This is a genomic window from Mangrovimonas futianensis (assembly GCF_021245805.1).
Lineage (GTDB): Bacteria > Bacteroidota > Bacteroidia > Flavobacteriales > Flavobacteriaceae > Mangrovimonas > Mangrovimonas futianensis.
In genome coordinates this window covers 255,867-273,981 of record NZ_JAJJNF010000002.1, presented here as the reverse complement: position 1 = coordinate 273,981, position 18,115 = coordinate 255,867, and the positions used below count along the sequence as shown (strand labels likewise).

Genomic DNA, 18,115 nt, shown 5'->3' with positions numbered 1-18,115 from the left:
TTTATCCTCGAAATGTTTTGTAATAGTTAGGTGGTGTTTTGGGATTTTTTGAAACAATAGTCTCTTTGTCTATTTTGTTTTTTTCCAAATCTTCAAGAAGTTTATTATTAATAAACCTTAAATGTTCTTCTTTAATATCATCATCTTTCTTTAGCTTTTTAAAGGCTAATTTCATATTAGCGAAAAAAACCAAATCATTAAAATGATAATATTCGGCAATATCTTTTATTTTCAAGCCTTTTGATAAAAAAGTTTGTTTTAACCTTATGAAGCTGTAATATTTTGCACTATGTTTAGGTGCTTTTCTTGGTTTAATTTCTATCTCTCTTTTTTTATTCCTATCAGATTGTTTTTGAACTATAGCATTTTTTTTGGGTTTTTTAGATTTCTTTTTGCTTGATGCTACAGGTTTGGGTTTGTTTATGGTTTTTTCTTTTTTAGGATTTAGTAAATCTTGTAAGTTATTTGGACCTTTATAATATCCGTTTTTGAAATAAGCATCAATAGATTTAAATACTTCAAATAATTTCTTTTTGTCTTTTAAACTGTAATTTAGGGCATACTTAACTTTAAAACCATCAAATTGTATTTTAGCAATTCTAGGCTGACTTAAAAAATTATCAATATCATTTTCAAATCCAAGTTTCAACATTTATTTATTGTGTTTCTTTTTACGAGTTTTTTTAACTTTTGCAAATAGCGTGTCTTTTTTCACCATAGTTTCATAAAGTTTAAAGAGATATTCTAAACGCTCTGTGTCATTTTTAAATTCTTGTAATCTATAGCACTTTTCTATAGCTTCATCTAGGTTTTTGTGGGCTTGTTTTAAACCTTTAGGCATAGTGTCTGGGTTGTATAACCAAGCCATAGTTTTACCAGTATGTTTAGCTCTTTCATCTAGAATATCAAACACGTATTGATTTAATGTTTCTTTTTGTTTAGTATTTATTTCAGGGAAAGGAAAGGTGTTATAGCAAATGTTTTTAGAATATCTATACCTTGTTTCTAATTTACCTCCAACAGCTTTAACCCAAACCATGTGTATTCTTGAATTTATGATAGAAAACATATATGGTTCTGAATCATAAATAACTTGAGCTGAATTTGATACTATAATATCACTTCCAAGGTATCCACAGGGTATATATTCTCTTCTCTCTGATGATACACTGGGGATAATTAATTGACTTTCTTTTGCTGTATTTCGGTCCCTAAATTGATGAGCTCTTTTGGCTAATTCATTTGTTCCTTTATCTTTACTTTTAAGTCTGTGCTTTCTTGATAGTTCAATTCTATCTGCTATTGATATAATTCTTGAAGCGTCTTTAAGGTCTTTATCTTCAATCCAAATACAATATCTTTTGTCTCCCCTTATGTATTCTGATGAGCCTAGAAGTGTTTTAATATATTTTTCTGCTTTAGGGCTTTTATTTATTATTTCCTCTTTTTCTTCCTCTGTTAGAATTAATCCTCCACCATCATTTGGCATATTACCAAACTTCATCTCTGGGAAATTAGAAATAGGTTTACTCCTACCTTCTACCACAATATTAGATGCATCCATTAAGTAAGGATTAATGTTTTTAGCTAATCTTTTATAATTATTTTGGTAAAGGTATTTTGGAGCATTTGAATTGTTTCTTAACCCAATTATAATAACAGTTACTCCTGCATTTCCTTTGGCGTTATTTGTCCATTTAAAGGAGTCATGAGCAAAATCAATTTCAATATCATTAGCTAATACATGAGGCCATATTAATGGCACTTGTTGTCCTTGACAAATAGAATTAGTAGTTACAAAAGCACATTTAGCATTAAAGCCATTAATGTAGTTTGCTCCTTTATAAACCCAACAATTTATATAGTCTAAATCTCTATACTTTTTTAATCGATGAAAGACAAAATCCATATCTTTTTTTTGTTCAGCATCTTGCAGTCTTGCACCTAAATAAGGAGGGTTTCCAATAACATAAACTTCACTTGCTAAATCAATAGGGCATACCTTGTTCCAATTCTCTCTAGTAGCATTACCTTGTATTATTTGTCCTGCCTCTTTTAAAGGTAGTATTGGTTCAGACTTACCATAGTCAAATAGCTGTTCTTCAAAAATTCTATTCATTTGGTGTTCTGCAAGCCATAAAGCAAGTATTGCCATTTCATGAGCAAAGTCATCTAGCTCAATACCATAAAATTGAGATAATCGTATTTGTGTAAACTCTAATTGAGGAGTAGGAGATAAGTCTATAATTTGTTTTAAAATTTTAATCTCTAAAACTCTTATTTCTTTGTAGGTAATAATTAAAAAGTTACCACTACCACAGGCAGGGTCAAAAAACTTAATTTTTGAGATTCTATTTATGAGTTTTCTTAGTTGTGGTATGCTATTTTGGTGTTTTTCATATTCATCATAAAGCTCATCTAAAAATAGAGGTTTAATTACCTTCAAGATATTTGGAACAGAGGTGTAGTGCATTCCTAAATCACTACGATATTCATCTATTACCACTGCTTGAATCATAGACCCAAAAATATCTGGGTTAATATCTTTCCAATCTAAATCTCCTAATTCTAAAAGTACTTTTCTGGCTTTAGATGAAAATTTAGGACTTCTAATAGGGTCTTTAAACAGACCTCCATTAACATAAGGGAAGTCTATTAGGTAATCTGGAAAACCATCTTTTTTTTCAGTATTGAGTCTTTTAAAAAGGTCATTTAAAAAGATATGAGTGTCAATACCATTAGGGTTGGTGTGTTGTGCTAAAGTGTTTGTGAAAATACTTTCTTCATCAAAAATCTCTGTATCTTCAGCAAAGAAGCAAAATAGCAATCTAGATAAGAAAATATTTAGATGGTGTATGCTTTCTTTAGATTTATAAATTTCAGGATTTTCTCTTCTAAGTTCATCATAAACTTCTGCCATTTTATAGGCAGCATCCCTATCAGCTTCATTATCATTTTTAGAGTTATAAACTTCACTTCCTGCAAGTGGTAAAAAGAAACTGTGATGATTAGCTAACTCACTTATTTGTATATCTTTTGTGGTCCCAAATCTTAAATCTTTAGCTACAAGTTGTTTGTAGTCTGTAAGAATGGCAAACTTTGGCTTGTGTTTTAGTATTCTCTCTTCTTTAGAAATAGTATCTATGGTGCTAAGGAGCTTGCCTGATTCTTCAACTTTAAAAAAGACTTTGTTTTTAGAAAGAACTTCACCTTCAACTTTAGAAAGATTGTAATCTCCTTTTTTAAGCATGGTTGTTACAGTCTTGGTAGTACCATAAGCCATAAGTAAATCATAAATAAACTCTTCTTTAGAAAAGTTATCTATAAGGGTTTGAACATTTTGTTGTATTTCTTTACTATTCATAGATTACTATCCTTGCTTTTTAATTCTTTTTAACGCTAGTTTTATGGCATCTAAAGCCACTTGTTCTCCTTGTACATCTTGATATACTTTTTCACTTAGCCATAGGGTTAATAGCTTGTTGTAATCTATATCTAAAGCAAAGGCTAGTTTCTCTATTTGTTCTCTTGTAGGTTTTCTATCTCCTTTTTCAATTTTACTTATAAGAGCAGTATCTACATCTACTTTATATGCTACTTCTCTAAGGAGTAATCCTTTAGATTCTCTTTTAGATTTTAGTAATTCTGAGAGTTTCATAGAGTAGTCAAATTAGTTCTTGTCAAAGATTGTCTAAATCTAATTTGAATTATTGGTAAAAAAAATATTTTTTAAAATTATTATAGCCCTAATAACGCAAACATAAACCACCCTAGTTAAACACCCCCACCCTTTCCTGACAAAGGGGAATCCCCCCCTTAGTTGCGTATTCCAAATTTATTTGTGGCTCAGAAAACAATGACAAGGTGATAGCTGTTATTCTTTTTTCCTGATGGTTCATGAAACTTGGGATACAAACCAAATGTTCAACTCAAAATTTAAATAACATGGTACGTATTGTAAACTTTAATGAAAGGAACTCTGAGGATGGTTCAACATTCTTTGCTCTAACCATCCAAGGTGGTGTGGAATTAGTCCAAAGCAGAGAAACAGGAAGCTTTTATGCTACAGCTAAAAAGGCTAGTATTTCCTCAACATTTGACAAGGAAACTTGTGAAGCACTTCTTGGAACTGAAATGCCAGGAAAGATTGTAAAGAAGGAATGTGACCCTTATTCATATACCATCAAGGAGACAGGTGAGATTATTCAGCTATCCCATAGATATGAATATGAACCTGAACAACCATCAGAAAAGAGGGAGATTAGTGATTCTACAATAGATGAAATCCTAAAGGAACAATCTCAGGAATCCAACCATCCCATATTATCTTAATGAATTAGTCTAATGAATGCTCAGGGAAATCCTCTGGGCATTTAATTTTTTTGACATGAATAGAATTGAAGAAATCAGTGTTTCCTATAAATCTGGAAATGCCAATAAGATAAAAATTAACAATAGTAAAGATTCTTATGAATTGCTCAAATCTTGTTGGTCTCTAAAGACTATAGAATTACAAGAAGAATTTAAAGTGTTGTTATTGAATAAAAATCATCAGGTCTTAGGAATATATTCTTTGTCCAAAGGTGGTGTGTCAGGAACTATTGTGGATGCCAAATTGGTTTATAGTGTGGCTTTAAAATGTAATGCGAGTAGTATTATAATTTCGCACAATCATCCATCAGGAAATTTAAGACCTAGTGAAGCAGATTTAAGATTGACCAAGAAACTTAAAGAAGCAGGGTCATATCTGGATGTGTTGTTATTGGACCATATTATTATCACAAAAGATAATTATCATAGTTTTGCTGACAACTCTCAAATGTGATTGAAAAGAAAGCAGACCTTATTTGGAGGGATTCGAATATGTGAAGGGTAATAGAGATTATTATAAATAGCTATTTATAGTCTATTCAGAAATCAAGGAGTTCAGAAAGGGAAACAGATAACTTGTCAGCAATTTTGCTTAAAGTGTAGATAGTAGGGTTGGTATTTCCAGCTTCAATTCTGCTAAGGTTTGATTTTTCAATATTACAAGCAGCAGCAACATCTTGTTGTTCAATTTTCTTGCCTTCCCTTAACTTTTTAATTCGTTTACCAACAGCTATTTGTAAGTCCTTTTTATCTATCATTACTATGAAAAGTTGATAAACAAAGTTGTGGTTTATGATAGGCTATTGGTTATCATATATGATAAATGGATATATTTGAATTAAATTAACTGTTCAATGAAAGATATTATAACATCAACTGACTTTTTGATTCCCTTCATTTGTAATACCTTATTATTTTTTTTAACCACTAGGCTTTATTCATTGAGGAATATGTCTTTGAGTCAATTGTCTTCAGAGTTCAACCTTGCTTTTGTGTTGGGGAAATTGGTCTATCAATTAGGTATTTATTTAGCTATTGCTTACTTAATAATAAGCTTTATTAAGGGTACTTACTTGACACCAATTTTGGCAGTTGTTTTAAGTGTGATAATAGGTATATTGTTGACTAGAAATAAAAATTTGAAACCATCAACTCAAATTCCTCTTCAAATAATGACTTTCAATTGTGTCCTGATAACAATTGTATTTGTAGCTTTTCTTATATATACTATCAGTCTAGTTTAACTAATTGCAAATCATTTCTTGTATCTGTCTAGTGATATAATATTAGAATTAGAATCTATTTCTCCTGATGGTATTTACAGTCTTGCTAAAATTGAATGGTGGCTGTTGAAATATTCTGATGAATATAAAAGAATCAGGAAAGAGGAATCAAAACATTTCTTGCATTCTTCAAATGGTGATTGGGTAAAATTACCAGACTACATTGAATCCAGAACACCAAATGAAAAGTTCATCCATATTTATGAAGAATTGAATGAAGTTTCAGAGTACCATCAGCATGAAGAATACTTCAGACAAGAAATGGCTATTTATAAGGAGATAAGAAACTCACCAGATAAAGTCAGGGAGTGGTTAGCAAAAAATGAGTATCTGGGAACTGAGAAATACTTTATGTTTTCAATGGATTATTTTGGGGATGAAGATGAAATGGAAAATGAAATCCATTTACAGGTAAACTTTTCAGAGGATAACCAGAGAGTGATTTTTGTAGATAGAAGCGATTTTAAATACACCATTGAATTTACAAACACCTTCAATAATCTCTATTGGGAGATGTTGGAAAAATTAAACTTAAAAAAACTCAATTAAAACAAACTTATTATGAAAAAATCATTTTACATACTAACCTTTTTACTTACAACACTTCTGAGCTGTTCAAGTGATGATGATAGTAATACTGTAGAAACACCAGATGAAATAAATCAAACAGAATGGGAACATGTTGAGGACAATAGAGGTTATTATATTTATTTCTCTGTTGGGAACAGTATGAGAATTAGCCATCCTGTTTATGATGTGGGTTCTGGGGAATTTACAAACATCAATATTGATGGTGAATTTACATATGATAAACCCAATGTGTCCATTAACTTTTTTGGAGAATGTAGTAACAGTGGATTTGTCTTTTCAAGTTGTGATGTATCAGGAACTATTGAAGGGGATAAATTAACTATTCATGACAATGGAACTGATTACGTATTCACCAACATGTATCCAAATGAGTAATTAGCAGATTTAAAATTTAACTATTGCCACCTAAGTCAAAGTTTACAATAACATTTAGAATTAGGTGGCATTTTTATATCCAGTTGTTATGAAAAAAAGTGAACTGCCATTTACAATTGGTGAACAATATGAGCTTCATGAGTTTGAACTCATGGATGTAGAAACTATTATAATAGGTCAATTTGAATATGATGTTTATAGGTGTAGTAAAAAACTATTTGATAGCTTTTGGCTTGATGGTTTAATGGATATTAAACTATACTACAATGCAGATATATTGGCAAGAGTGGATTTAATTATTAAACCTGAATCTATAAAAGAGGTTATGAACCTATTGCCATCAGAAAGGGAAATCATTATTGATATAAACCCACAAAAGGGGTTGCTTTATATTTCAATCATGCAATTAAAGTATGGTTTCAAAGGATGATGTTTCCTCATCAGAACTAAAATCAATGTTGGAATCAGAATTTGATTCTGAAACATCTATTTCATTCCCTTTTACAATTTCTGTTTCATCTTCATATTCCTTTAGCCAATTTGATATGGTAGTTTTTCCAACTTCAAATCCTTTCTCTTTTAGAGCATCAGACATTTTTCTCAAAGAAACACCTTCATTTTTTAGGTCAACAATTAGTGGGACTATTAAATCTTTCTCAGGTATCCCAGAATTATTCAAAGCAGAAGCATTAACAGATTTGCCTTCATCATAAAAGAGGAGGGTTTCTTCATTGAAATCAATTATTTTGACTTGGGATTTTAACTTTGAACTAATGTAGTTTCCTTTAAGAATATGTAGAGTCCTTTTACTTTCATCTCTAGAATGCTTCCTCAATTCAATCACGGTTCTCATTTTTGCTTCAAAACCTTGAGAACCTAATACATTATTTTTAGAAGCCTTTTTAGTTTCAGAACCTTTTCCAGTATGGTGTAGAAACAGTATGAGGCAATTGTGTTGGTGAGCTAAATAGGTGTATTTTTTCAAGAATTCTCTAACCTTAATGTTGGCATTCAATTCTCCTTGAAAAATATCAGTGAATGTATCTATTATTATAAGGTCAACAGAAATATCAGAAAGGTGCTTTTCAAGTTTTTCAAATATTTCATCAGGCTCAAAAATAAATAGGAGATTATCTAATTTGGTTTCATCAATGTCTTTTTGAAGATTACTAATCTGTTTCTTAAAACTTATACTAATAGAATTAGGGTCATCTTCTGTACTAACATATATTACCTTGTTGGTCTTAGAATTTATTTTATACCCCAGAAACGTTTCATCTTCAAAAGCTATATTCAAAGCTAATTGTCTCAATAACGTACTTTTTCCTGTGTCAGATGAACCTACCAGTGATACTATACCAGTTTTTGGAAAAATAGGGTCTATTAATGTCGGGATATTGCTGTAGTTGTTTTTAAATAACTTTAAACCTGAATAAGGAAACCCATTAAAATTGGTGTTATTCATAAATAATAGAATATGGGAACTAAAATTGTACAATGTCCATTATTATATATAGTGGACAGGACAAAAATAACAATATAAATAACTTTTAAAGGTTTACCCTATTAGGTTAGTGAAAAATATTCCTCAAAAGCTCATTTAATTCGAGTCCAAAAAGGAGCGTTTTTTGATTTTTGGTAATCATTCATATATTATACTTATCTTGGAGACATAAGGTTATATTCATTCGTTCAGGTTAAACATAGGTTAAACATTTTGAATAAAAAATGCCAAAAAGAGTTATAATGTGATAAATCTGATATTGTGTAAACATCAGAAAATCAATAAAATACCAATAAATGTTATAATTTATTAAGTTCCAAGTAGTGTCTCATAATCAGAGGGTCACTGGTTCGAGCCCAGTTGGGACCACATTAGTAAAATCAAGCCTTTCAAGAAATTGAGAGGCTTTTTTCATATTGAATAGTCATTGGGCTTTTGTCTTTATTCAATTGAGAGTTTCTTTTTTCTTCTTGGAAATAGAATTTTAGGTTTTTACCTTTTGGCACATGTATAGGTTTAACTCTTTTCAGGAAATACCAATTATCAATATCTTAATAAACAGAAGTCATTTTTAAACATAACGATATTTGAAATCAATTGAAAAAAATTATATTTGACCGTTAAGCTATTAATTGTAAGTGATTTATCAAATTCCAAGGGGTTTGGTAGGCTTTTTAATGAAATTATTTTGTTGAAAATCATTTTTTTATACTTTTACAACTGAATGAAAACATATCCCAAAACAATAATGACAACAATGTTCATTGTATTAATAAACATTGTTTGCGTAGCGCAAGGGATTCCCTCATCTGATGTGCCCCCACCAACACCACCACCGCCAGGATTAGCTCCTATTGATGGAGGCTTGCTCGTAGGTTTTATTATTGGATCTGTTATAGGAATAAGATCATTCCTAAAAGGTTCGAAGAGAAACTAATGACGCTTGCCCATTAAACGATTCACGTATTTCCCAATTACATCAAATTCTAAATTAACTTGATCTCCCTCCTTTAGGTTTTTGAAATTGGTATGTTCTAAAGTGTATGGTATGATCGCTACGCTAAATTCATTTGTTTTGGAATTTACGACGGTTAAGCTGACACCATTAACAGTGATAGAGCCCTTTTCTATGGTTATATTGTTTAGAGTGGCATCATATTCAAAAGTAAAAATCCAACTTCCATCCTGATTTTCAATATTTTTGCATTGGGCAGTCTGGTCAACATGGCCTTGAACAATATGTCCATCCAATCGATCACCTAATTTCATAGCTCTTTCCAAGTTCACATAATCCCCTTTTTTTAAAGACCTTAAATTGGTCTTGTTTAGAGTTTCGTCTATGGCTGTTACGGTATATAGGCTGTCATTTCTTTGTACTACGGTAAGACATACACCATTATGGGCAACACTTTGGTCTATTTTTAATTCATTGGTGAATGAACATTCAATGGTAATATGCATGTTGGAGTCTTCTTGCGATATATCCTTTACAATTCCTAAATCTTCAATAATTCCCGTAAACATGGTTGTCATTTATTTGGTTAAATTTGCATGGATAAAATTACAAACAAAAGTTATCTTAACTTCATGAAGCAAGAAGAAAATATTATCGTTGGTATTTCTATAGGAGATTTAAATGGGATTGGTCCAGAAGTGGCTCTTAAAACTTTTGAGGACCCCAGAATGCTGGAATTTTGCACCCCTGTCATTTTTGCCTCTGTTAAGGTGGTCTCTTTTATAAAAAAACAATTAGGCTTAACACTTAACCTCAATGGAATTAATGATCTAAATAAGGTAGTCCCAGGTAAGATTAACGTTTACAATGCTTGGAATTCTGGAGTTAATATAAATTTTGGTAAAGAAGATCCAGTAGTTGGAGATTTTGCCATCAAATCTCTGTTTTCGGCTACAAAGGCCTTAAAGAGTGGTCAAGTCGATGTTTTGGTAACGGCACCTATTAATAAACATAATATTCAGTCAAGAGATTTTCAATTTCCAGGTCATACAGATTATTTGGCGAAAGAGCTAGGAGGGAAAAGTTTAATGTTCATGATCCATGATGATTTAAGAGTAGGTTTGCTTACTGATCATGTTCCAGTAAAGGAGGTCGCAACTCATATTACAAAAAAGCTGATTAAAGAAAAGGTTGCCATGGTGATTGATTCTTTGAAAATGGATTTCCAGATTGCAAAACCAAAGGTTGCTGTTTTAGGCATTAATCCGCATACTGGCGACAATGGTGTAATAGGAAAAGAAGATGATGAAGTTTTGAAGCCAACCCTACTTGAAATTCGTGAAAAAGGGGACTTGGTTTATGGGCCTTATTCTGCTGATAGTTTTTTTGGTTCCAAAAATTATCAAAATTTTGATGCCATTATTGCAGCTTACCATGACCAAGGGCTTATACCTTTCAAAACCTTGGCTTTTGGGAAGGGGGTTAATTTTACAGCGGGCTTGACAAAGGTGAGAACCTCGCCAGATCATGGTACAGCGTATGAAATTGCAGGAAAAGGAGAGGCAGATGAGACCTCCTTTAAAGAAGCAGTTTTTAAGGCAATCAGTATTTTTAGGAACCGTAATGAGTATGAGAAACTTACCGAAAACCCTTTAAAATTGAAGCAGAAAAAGTTATAAACAAAAAAATGTTTATAAACATTCCTAGAGTAAATAAATTTTGTATATTTGCGGGCTCAAATAAGATGTGATAATGAAGTCATTGAAGGAGTTTAATATCCAATTTGTTGGATTAAAATTAGGGAAACATCAATTTGAGTACGAGATCACTAATAAGTTCTTTGAGCATTTTGAGTTTCAAGAGTATAACAGTGCCGAAGTTAAGGTTCAAATTGAATTAAATAAAAAAACAACTCTTATGGAGTTGCATTTTGTTATTCAAGGATTTGTCAATGTCAATTGTGATTTGACTAATGAGCCTTATGATCAGCCAATTGCTAATACATTTGATTTGGTTGTTAAATTTGGTGAAGAATATAATGATGAAGAACCAGATTTGTTGTTTATTCCTCATGGGGAATATCAAATTAACGTTCAACAATATATTTATGAATTGATAATTTTGTCAGTTCCAGCAAAGCGAATTCATCCAGGTGTAAAGGACGGCACGTTAGATTCTGAAATACTTAAGAAGCTTGAGCAACTTAGTCCAAAGCAGGATAAAGAAATAAAGGAAGATACAGAGGAAACAGATCCTCGATGGAATACATTAAAGAAACTATTAACGGATAAAAAATAAAGAATAATGGCACATCCTAAGAGAAAAATATCCAAAACTAGAAGAGATAAGAGAAGAACACATTATAAGGCAACTGCTCCGCAAATTGCTACGTGTCCTACTACTGGGGAAGCTCACTTATACCATAGAGCTCATTGGCATGAAGGAAAGCTTTACTACAGAGGACAAGTGTTGATTGACAACTCTGAGGCAGAAGAAAATTTAGCATAAGTACTATGCGCGCATATATTAAAACGCTCACCTGTGAGCGTTTTTTTTGTGATAAATTTTTATAGAAGTCAAAAACAACTTAATTTGCATAAAATTTAACCAAAACGGAGTGTTTTTTTAACTTTTTGGGGTTAAATAGCCTTTTTTGTGCCGTTTTTTGGGTCAGTTAATTTAATAGCTATGAGTAAAATCTCAGCAGCCATAACAGCTGTAGGTGCTTATGTGCCAGATTTCGTGTTGACCAACAAGTTACTTGAAACTATGGTCGATACCAATGATGAATGGATTACCACTAGGACTGGAATCAAAGAGAGACGTATTCTCAAAGAAGAAGGACAAGGAACTTCCTTCCTTGCCATAGAAGCAGCCAAAGATTTATTAAAGAAGAAAAATTTAGATCCAAAAGAAATTGATTTGGTCATAGTAGCAACAGCTACGCCAGATATCTTGGTGGCCTCTACGGCTGTTTACACAGCAACACAAATAGGAGCAACCAATGCTTTTGGATATGATTTGCAGGCGGCGTGTTCCAGTTTTTTATACGCTATGTCTACTGGAGCTGCTTATATTGAATCAGGGAGATATAAAAAGGTTCTTATCATTGGAGCCGATAAGATGTCCTCTATTATTGATTACACCGATAGAGCAACCTGTATTATTTTTGGAGATGGCGCAGGAGCCGTTTTGTTGGAACCAAATGAAGAGGGACTAGGATTGCAGGATGAATACTTGAGAAGTGATGGACAAGGACGAGAATTCCTTAAAATTGAAGCAGGTGGATCCATTTTGCCGCCATCAAAGGAAACTGTAGAGAAAGGTCAGCATTTTGTGCACCAAGATGGAAAAACGGTTTTCAAATTTGCTGTGTCCAATATGGCCGATGTTGCCGAAAAAATAATGACCAGAAACAGCCTATCTCATGAAGATGTGGATTGGTTAGTTCCTCACCAAGCAAACCTTAGAATAATCGATGCTACTGCCAACAGAATGAAACTCGATGATTCTAAAGTATTAAAGAATATACAAAGATACGGTAATACAACTTCAGCCACTTTACCTTTATTACTAAGTGATTTTGAAAAACAATTCAAGAAAGGTGATAATTTGGTTTTCGCCGCTTTTGGAGGTGGATTTACTTGGGGTTCTATTTACCTGAAATGGGCTTATAACTCCTAACTAAGACAACTAATAGAATTTTTAACAAAAAGAAACTATGGATTTAAAAGACATTCAAAACTTAATCAAATTTGTAGCAAAATCTGGTGCAAGTGAGGTTAAATTGGAAACAGATGATGTTAAAATAACCATTAAAACAGGATCTGATGACAAAGAAACGACAACATACGTTCATCAAGTTCCAATGGGTGCCCATGTGGCTCAAACACCTGCAGTAGCTGCACCGGCTGCTCCTGCTCCTGCAACTAGTGATGCGGCGCCAGTAGCTCCTGCAACAACGACAGAAGATTCTAAATACATAACTATAAAATCTCCAATTATTGGAACATTCTATCGCAAACCATCTCCAGATAAACCAACATTTGTTGAAGTTGGCCAAACGATCAAGGAGGGAGATGTGTTATGTATTATTGAGGCTATGAAATTATTCAATGAAATTGAATCAGAGGTTTCAGGAAAAGTTGTAAAAGTATTGGTTGACGATTCATCACCAGTAGAATTTGACCAACCATTATTCTTGGTTGATCCTGCTTAAACTTATTTATCACAAATTTCAATTCTCAAATTCCACAAGTTAATTGGGAATTTGCTTTTTGAAGATTGAAAATTGGAAAAAATTATGTTTAAAAAAGTATTAATAGCCAATAGAGGTGAAATAGCACTACGTGTTATTAGGACCTGTAAAGAAATGGGCATCAAAACAGTGGCTGTGTATTCTACTGCTGATGCCGAAAGCCTTCACGTAAAGTTTGCAGATGAGGCCGTATGTATCGGTCCTCCATCCAGTACAGATTCTTACTTAAAAATTTCAAATATCATTGCAGCTGCAGAAATTACAAATGCAGATGCTATTCACCCTGGATATGGATTCCTTTCGGAAAATGCCAAATTCTCTAAAATCTGCGAAGAGCATAAAATAAAGTTTATTGGAGCTTCTGCCGATATGATTGAGAAAATGGGAGATAAGGCTACGGCAAAGGCAACCATGAAAGAAGCTGGAGTGCCTTGTGTTCCGGGTAGTGATGGTATTATTGAAACCTATGAAGACTGTGAAAGAATAGCAGAAGAAACAGGTTATCCTGTCATGCTTAAAGCTTCCGCAGGAGGTGGAGGTAGAGGTATGCGTGCGGTTTGGAAAAAGGAAAATCTAAAAGCCGCTTGGGATTCTGCTAGACAAGAATCTAAAGCAGCATTTGGAAATGATGATATGTATATGGAGAAGCTTATTGAAGAGCCTCGACATATAGAAATCCAAGTTGTAGGTGATTCTACAGGTAAGGCTTGTCATTTATCAGAAAGAGATTGTTCTATTCAACGTCGTCACCAAAAGCTTACAGAGGAAGTGCCTTCCCCTTTTATGACTGATGAATTAAGAGATGCCATGGGTAAGGCGGCTGTTAAGGCTGCTGAATATATCAATTACGAAGGTGCAGGAACCATTGAATTCTTGGTGGATAAGCACCGTAATTTTTATTTCATGGAGATGAATACCCGTATTCAGGTTGAGCACCCAATTACCGAGCAGGTGATTGATTTTGACTTGATTAGAGAACAAATTTTGGTTGCTGCTGGTGTTCCAATTTCTGGAAAGAATTATTTGCCAAATCTTCATTCTATAGAATGTAGAATTAATGCCGAAGATCCGTATAACGATTTTAGGCCTTCACCGGGGAAAATTACGACCTTACACGCTCCTGGAGGACATGGTGTACGTTTGGATACGCATGTATATGCGGGATATACCATTCCACCCAATTATGATTCCATGATAGCCAAGTTGATTACAACGGCTCAAACTAGGGAAGAGGCGATCCACAAAATGAAACGTGCCTTGGATGAATTTGTAATAGAGGGTATTAAAACCACTATTCCTTTTCATAGGCAATTGATGGATCATCCAGATTATTTGGCTGGAAATTATACCACTAAGTTCATGGAGGATTTTAAAATGGCTCCTAAGGTAGAAGAAGAATAAAAATAAAACTCCGGTTAATCCGGAGTTTTTTATGCCTTAATTTTACCTTCTATATGTGATACTATTTGAGGGACCTCGTTCATTTGAAAATCTAATTGAAAAAACACTTCTCCTTCTTTTTCTTCAAACTTAAGAGACCCAGTCTTTATGGGGTAATAGCCCGTTTGACCTCGACAAAAGCATAATCTTCCAAAAACCATATTGAGTTTCTCCAAATCCTGATTTTCGTATACGTTTTTGTCAAAATTTTGGGGTAATTCAAAAATCACCAATTCGGTGTAACTTGCATCCTGTAAGTTGGGATCTACATTCTTTTTAAATTCAAAAGAGATAACACAATGATTTCCATCCTGAATTTCGGGATAAAGGCTGCCAATGTTATCTTTTAGTAAGACAAGGTTCTTTGAAGTAAGTGTTTCTAAATTGCAAGTGCCAGTTTCTGGGCAATAGACAGAAGTGGAACTGCTGAAGTTTTTGTTAGAATCCTTCGAAGATTTACACGAGGGAATTAGAAAAACTAAAATTATAATAGTTGATTTGATTAAGACATTTTTAAAAGTAATCATGTTAAAACTTTGCACTAATGAAAATAAGGTCATAATTTTAAATAATCAATTAACTAGTATAAAAATGAGAAAAAATTACACAAAATCATTTCTTTTTTTATTGATTTTTGGTTTTTCATTATCCCTTTTTTCACAAAATGAAAAAGGTGTTTGGACAAAGACAACCAATAAAAATACAAGAAATGCCACTTTGGCTTTTGGAAAGGCCTTCCCTTCAAAAGCAGAATTTTACCAATTGGATTTGGGTTTGTTAAAGTCCAAATTGCAGAGTGCACCAAATAGAAGAACCAACCAAGGAACTTCTAATTTAATCATTGAATTTCCTAATTCTCTAGGAGGCTTTGAAGCTTTTAGGATTAAAGAGGCTTCTGTTATGCACGAGGATTTACAAGCAAATTTTCCTAATATTCGCTCGTATGTAGGTACAAGTGTAAATCATCCAGGCAGAAAAATACGCTTCAGTATAACTCCTAAGGGATTACATACCATGACGCTAGGAAACATTGAAGCAACAGAATATATCGATCCTTACATGAATAGTGAGGACACATATATGGTTTATTCTAAAAAGGATTTGCCTGTGATAAATGATTTTGTTTGTGAATTCGAGGATGATTCAATGGATTCAAATAAGAACAATGTTCAATCTCAGTTTTTTAATGCAGATGATGGCTTATTGAGAGATTATAGGTTGGCACTAGCTTCTACAATAGAATACTCAGAATTTCATTGGATGGCTGCTGGGTTAACAGTATTAGATTCTGAAGCAGATAAAAAAGCTGCGGTTTTGGCTGCTATGGTAGTCACAATGACACGTGTGAATGGTATTTATGAGCAAGATTTATCTGTAACGATGACCTTGGTCCCAGATAACTTAGATATTATTTATATTACTTCTGATAGCTTTGATAATAACAATGCATCTACCTTAATAAACCAAAGTCAAACGGTAATCACTAGCGTTATAGGTACAGCCAATTATGACATTGGCCATACATTTAGTACTGGTGGAGGAGGCTTAGCTGGATTGGGTGTTGTTTGTAATAGTACTCAAAAAGCAAGAGGAATTACAGGATCGCCATCACCAGTCGGGGATGCCTATGATGTAGATTATGTGGCTCATGAAATTGGTCATCAATTCGGAGCACCTCACACTTTTAATGGTAATACAGGTAACTGTGCTGGAAGTAATCGTACCGCATCCAATGCTTATGAACCAGGTAGTGGAACAACTATAATGGCTTATGCGGGCATTTGTGCTCCTCAAAACATTCAAAGTAATAGTGATGATTATTTTCATCAAAAGAGTTTACAAATGATGTGGGATGTTATAACCACTTCTGCAAACTGTGCTACTACTACCGATACAGGAAACAGTGCTCCTACTTCTGATGCTGGTTCTGATTACTTAATTCCTATGTTAACCCCTTATAAGTTAATGGGAGCATCAACAGATGTAGACGGAATAGATACGCATACATTTACTTGGGAGCAATATGATTTAGGACCAGCTGGTGTTCCAACAGAGACTACGGCGTCTGGACCAATGGTAAGATCATTTAAAGGCACTGAAAACCCAATAAGATACATTCCTAATTTACAAGATTTGTACATCACCAACGGGTCTACTGATTGGGAAAAATTATCTGGTGTAGCCAGAGATTTAAACTTCAGACTTACCGTAAGAGACAATGATGAAGCTGGAGGTCAAACTGCTGTAGATGAAATGACTGCCACTGTTACTACTAGTGCTGGACCTTTCTTGGTAACTTCTCAAACAGAAGATCAGTTGGTTTGGACTCCAAACGAAACAGAAACAGTTACATGGGATGTTGCAGGAACTACAGGAAATGGTGTCAATACGGCTAATGTAAATATTTTATTATCAACTGATGGCGGACTGACATATGGTACCATATTAGCCGCAAATACTCCTAATGATGGTTCAGAAGCCATCACAGTACCTAATGTTTCTGCGCCTTACTGCCGAATTATGGTAGAGGCTGCTGGAAATATCTTTTTCTCTGTGAACCAAAAGTTCTTTGCAGTAGGGGATTATGTTTATGAAACAGTAAACGTTTGTGAAGATTATACATTTAATCTAGATGCAGCTATAACAGAAAGTAGCGACAATAGTTATCCTGGAATATCTATGACTATAAATGATTCCTTTACCATTTCAGATATTAAAACACATGTGGATATCACACACCCAAATATGGGTCAAGTTAATGTGTTGTTTTGGTTTCCATGGTCAACTGCATTAAATACAGGTATCTGGTATAATGAAACTTCTTGTACAAATGCAGATATGGATAAATGGTTTGGATTAGATGGTGTTGATCCTACTTGTTCTACTAACGATGACACTGAATTTACACCATACTCATTGACTAATTTCACAGATGCTGTTGGTGAGAATAGTGCCGGTGATTGGATTGTTTATTTTAAAGATGTAGTTGTTGATGGATCAGGAGGAACACTTAATACATTTACCATACAATTATGTAGTGAAGATGTAGCTCCAGTATTATCGACTGAATCATTTGAAATTAATGACCTTGCTGTTTATCCAAATCCTAACAATGGAAATTTCACCGTGAAGTTTAGACCTACATCAAGTCAGGTAGGATTGGAAGTTTTTGATATTAGAGGAAGACAAGTATTTAAAAATGAATATACTGCTTCTGGAGATTTTTCTGAAACAATACAATTGAATAATGTTCAATCTGGATTGTATTTATTAAACATTATGGATGGTTCCAAAAAGGTTACCAAGAAAGTAATAGTTAACTAAATAGAATCTTATAA

20 protein-coding genes are annotated in these 18,115 nt (G+C 33.3%); 13 read left to right on the top strand and 7 right to left on the bottom strand.

Features of this window, described 5'->3' with window-relative positions; translation table 11 throughout:
- Position 1 precedes the first annotated feature (1 nt).
- The 3 genes from LOK78_RS03975 to LOK78_RS03965 are packed head-to-tail and all read right to left on the bottom strand — an operon-like array spanning position 2 to position 3,658.
- Entirely contained in the window at positions 2–652 is a 651-nt protein-coding gene (locus LOK78_RS03975; RefSeq protein WP_232633807.1) for a hypothetical protein, read from the bottom strand.
- Entirely contained in the window at positions 653–3,364 is a 2,712-nt protein-coding gene (locus tag LOK78_RS03970; RefSeq protein WP_232633806.1) for a class I SAM-dependent DNA methyltransferase, read from the bottom strand.
- 6 nt (positions 3,365–3,370) lie between these two features.
- Complete coding sequence (locus LOK78_RS03965; protein WP_232633804.1) at positions 3,371–3,658, bottom strand: helix-turn-helix domain-containing protein; 288 nt, start codon at positions 3,656–3,658, stop codon at positions 3,371–3,373.
- A 287-nt stretch (positions 3,659–3,945) separates the two neighbouring features.
- On the opposite strand from LOK78_RS03965, the gene LOK78_RS03960 reads away from it, so the two are divergent.
- Both LOK78_RS03960 and LOK78_RS03955 read left to right on the top strand, forming a co-directional pair.
- Positions 3,946–4,332, top strand: a complete 387-nt coding sequence (locus LOK78_RS03960; protein ID WP_232633802.1) for a hypothetical protein — start codon at positions 3,946–3,948, stop codon at positions 4,330–4,332.
- 55 nt (positions 4,333–4,387) lie between these two features.
- Positions 4,388–4,825, top strand: a complete 438-nt coding sequence (locus tag LOK78_RS03955; protein WP_232633793.1) for a JAB domain-containing protein — start codon at positions 4,388–4,390, stop codon at positions 4,823–4,825.
- Between the two features lie 85 nt (positions 4,826–4,910).
- Here LOK78_RS03955 and LOK78_RS03950 read toward each other — a convergent pair whose 3' ends face one another.
- Positions 4,911–5,129 (bottom strand): helix-turn-helix domain-containing protein, encoded by a 219-nt coding sequence (locus tag LOK78_RS03950; protein ID WP_232633791.1) that lies wholly within the window; start codon positions 5,127–5,129, stop codon positions 4,911–4,913.
- A 504-nt stretch (positions 5,130–5,633) separates the two neighbouring features.
- Here LOK78_RS03950 and LOK78_RS03945 point away from each other — a divergent pair.
- From LOK78_RS03945 to LOK78_RS03935, 3 genes are all read left to right on the top strand, one after another.
- The gene (locus LOK78_RS03945) at positions 5,634–6,203 is read left to right on the top strand and encodes a hypothetical protein (protein WP_232633790.1); all 570 of its coding nucleotides are present in this window, start codon (positions 5,634–5,636) and stop codon (positions 6,201–6,203) included.
- 12 nt (positions 6,204–6,215) lie between these two features.
- Entirely contained in the window at positions 6,216–6,620 is a 405-nt protein-coding gene (locus tag LOK78_RS03940) for a hypothetical protein (protein WP_232633789.1), read from the top strand.
- Between the two features lie 88 nt (positions 6,621–6,708).
- The gene (locus LOK78_RS03935) at positions 6,709–7,050 is read left to right on the top strand and encodes a hypothetical protein (protein ID WP_232633787.1); all 342 of its coding nucleotides are present in this window, start codon (positions 6,709–6,711) and stop codon (positions 7,048–7,050) included.
- On the opposite strand, the gene LOK78_RS03930 is transcribed toward LOK78_RS03935, so the two are convergent.
- The gene (locus tag LOK78_RS03930) at positions 7,027–8,085 is read right to left on the bottom strand and encodes an AAA family ATPase (RefSeq protein WP_232633785.1); all 1,059 of its coding nucleotides are present in this window, start codon (positions 8,083–8,085) and stop codon (positions 7,027–7,029) included. The genes LOK78_RS03935 and LOK78_RS03930 overlap by 24 nt on opposite strands.
- Before the next feature lie 763 nt (positions 8,086–8,848).
- Between LOK78_RS03930 and LOK78_RS03925 the strand changes: the two genes are divergently transcribed.
- A complete protein-coding gene (locus tag LOK78_RS03925; protein ID WP_053970849.1) occupies positions 8,849–9,061 on the top strand; it encodes a hypothetical protein in 213 nt (70 codons plus the stop codon).
- On the opposite strand, the gene LOK78_RS03920 is transcribed toward LOK78_RS03925, so the two are convergent.
- Entirely contained in the window at positions 9,058–9,648 is a 591-nt protein-coding gene (locus LOK78_RS03920; RefSeq protein ID WP_232634158.1) for a riboflavin synthase, read from the bottom strand. The two genes, LOK78_RS03925 and LOK78_RS03920, sit on opposite strands and share 4 nt — an antisense overlap.
- 63 nt (positions 9,649–9,711) lie before the next feature.
- On the opposite strand from LOK78_RS03920, the gene pdxA reads away from it, so the two are divergent.
- From pdxA to accC, 6 genes are all read left to right on the top strand, one after another.
- A complete protein-coding gene (gene pdxA, locus LOK78_RS03915; RefSeq protein ID WP_232633783.1) occupies positions 9,712–10,758 on the top strand; it encodes a 4-hydroxythreonine-4-phosphate dehydrogenase PdxA in 1,047 nt (348 codons plus the stop codon).
- Positions 10,759–10,831: 73 nt separating this feature from the next.
- The gene (locus LOK78_RS03910; protein ID WP_232633781.1) at positions 10,832–11,377 is read left to right on the top strand and encodes a YceD family protein; all 546 of its coding nucleotides are present in this window, start codon (positions 10,832–10,834) and stop codon (positions 11,375–11,377) included.
- 6 nt (positions 11,378–11,383) lie between these two features.
- On the top strand, positions 11,384–11,587 hold the full coding sequence (gene rpmF, locus LOK78_RS03905) for a 50S ribosomal protein L32 (RefSeq protein WP_232633779.1): 204 nt from the start codon (positions 11,384–11,386) through the stop codon (positions 11,585–11,587).
- Positions 11,588–11,767: 180 nt separating this feature from the next.
- Positions 11,768–12,763: a beta-ketoacyl-ACP synthase III gene (locus tag LOK78_RS03900; RefSeq protein ID WP_232633778.1), complete on the top strand. Its 996-nt coding sequence runs from the start codon at positions 11,768–11,770 to the stop codon at positions 12,761–12,763.
- A gap of 37 nt (positions 12,764–12,800) precedes the next feature.
- Positions 12,801–13,298: an acetyl-CoA carboxylase biotin carboxyl carrier protein gene (gene accB / locus LOK78_RS03895; RefSeq protein ID WP_053970853.1), complete on the top strand. Its 498-nt coding sequence runs from the start codon at positions 12,801–12,803 to the stop codon at positions 13,296–13,298.
- An 84-nt stretch (positions 13,299–13,382) separates the two neighbouring features.
- Positions 13,383–14,738 (top strand): acetyl-CoA carboxylase biotin carboxylase subunit, encoded by a 1,356-nt coding sequence (accC, locus tag LOK78_RS03890; RefSeq protein ID WP_232393697.1) that lies wholly within the window; start codon positions 13,383–13,385, stop codon positions 14,736–14,738.
- A gap of 29 nt (positions 14,739–14,767) precedes the next feature.
- Here accC and LOK78_RS03885 read toward each other — a convergent pair whose 3' ends face one another.
- Entirely contained in the window at positions 14,768–15,337 is a 570-nt protein-coding gene (locus LOK78_RS03885) for a hypothetical protein (protein WP_232393698.1), read from the bottom strand.
- Between the two features lie 31 nt (positions 15,338–15,368).
- Between LOK78_RS03885 and LOK78_RS03880 the strand changes: the two genes are divergently transcribed.
- Positions 15,369–18,101, top strand: a complete 2,733-nt coding sequence (locus tag LOK78_RS03880; protein ID WP_232633776.1) for a zinc-dependent metalloprotease — start codon at positions 15,369–15,371, stop codon at positions 18,099–18,101.
- The last annotated feature ends 14 nt before the right edge of the window (positions 18,102–18,115 follow it).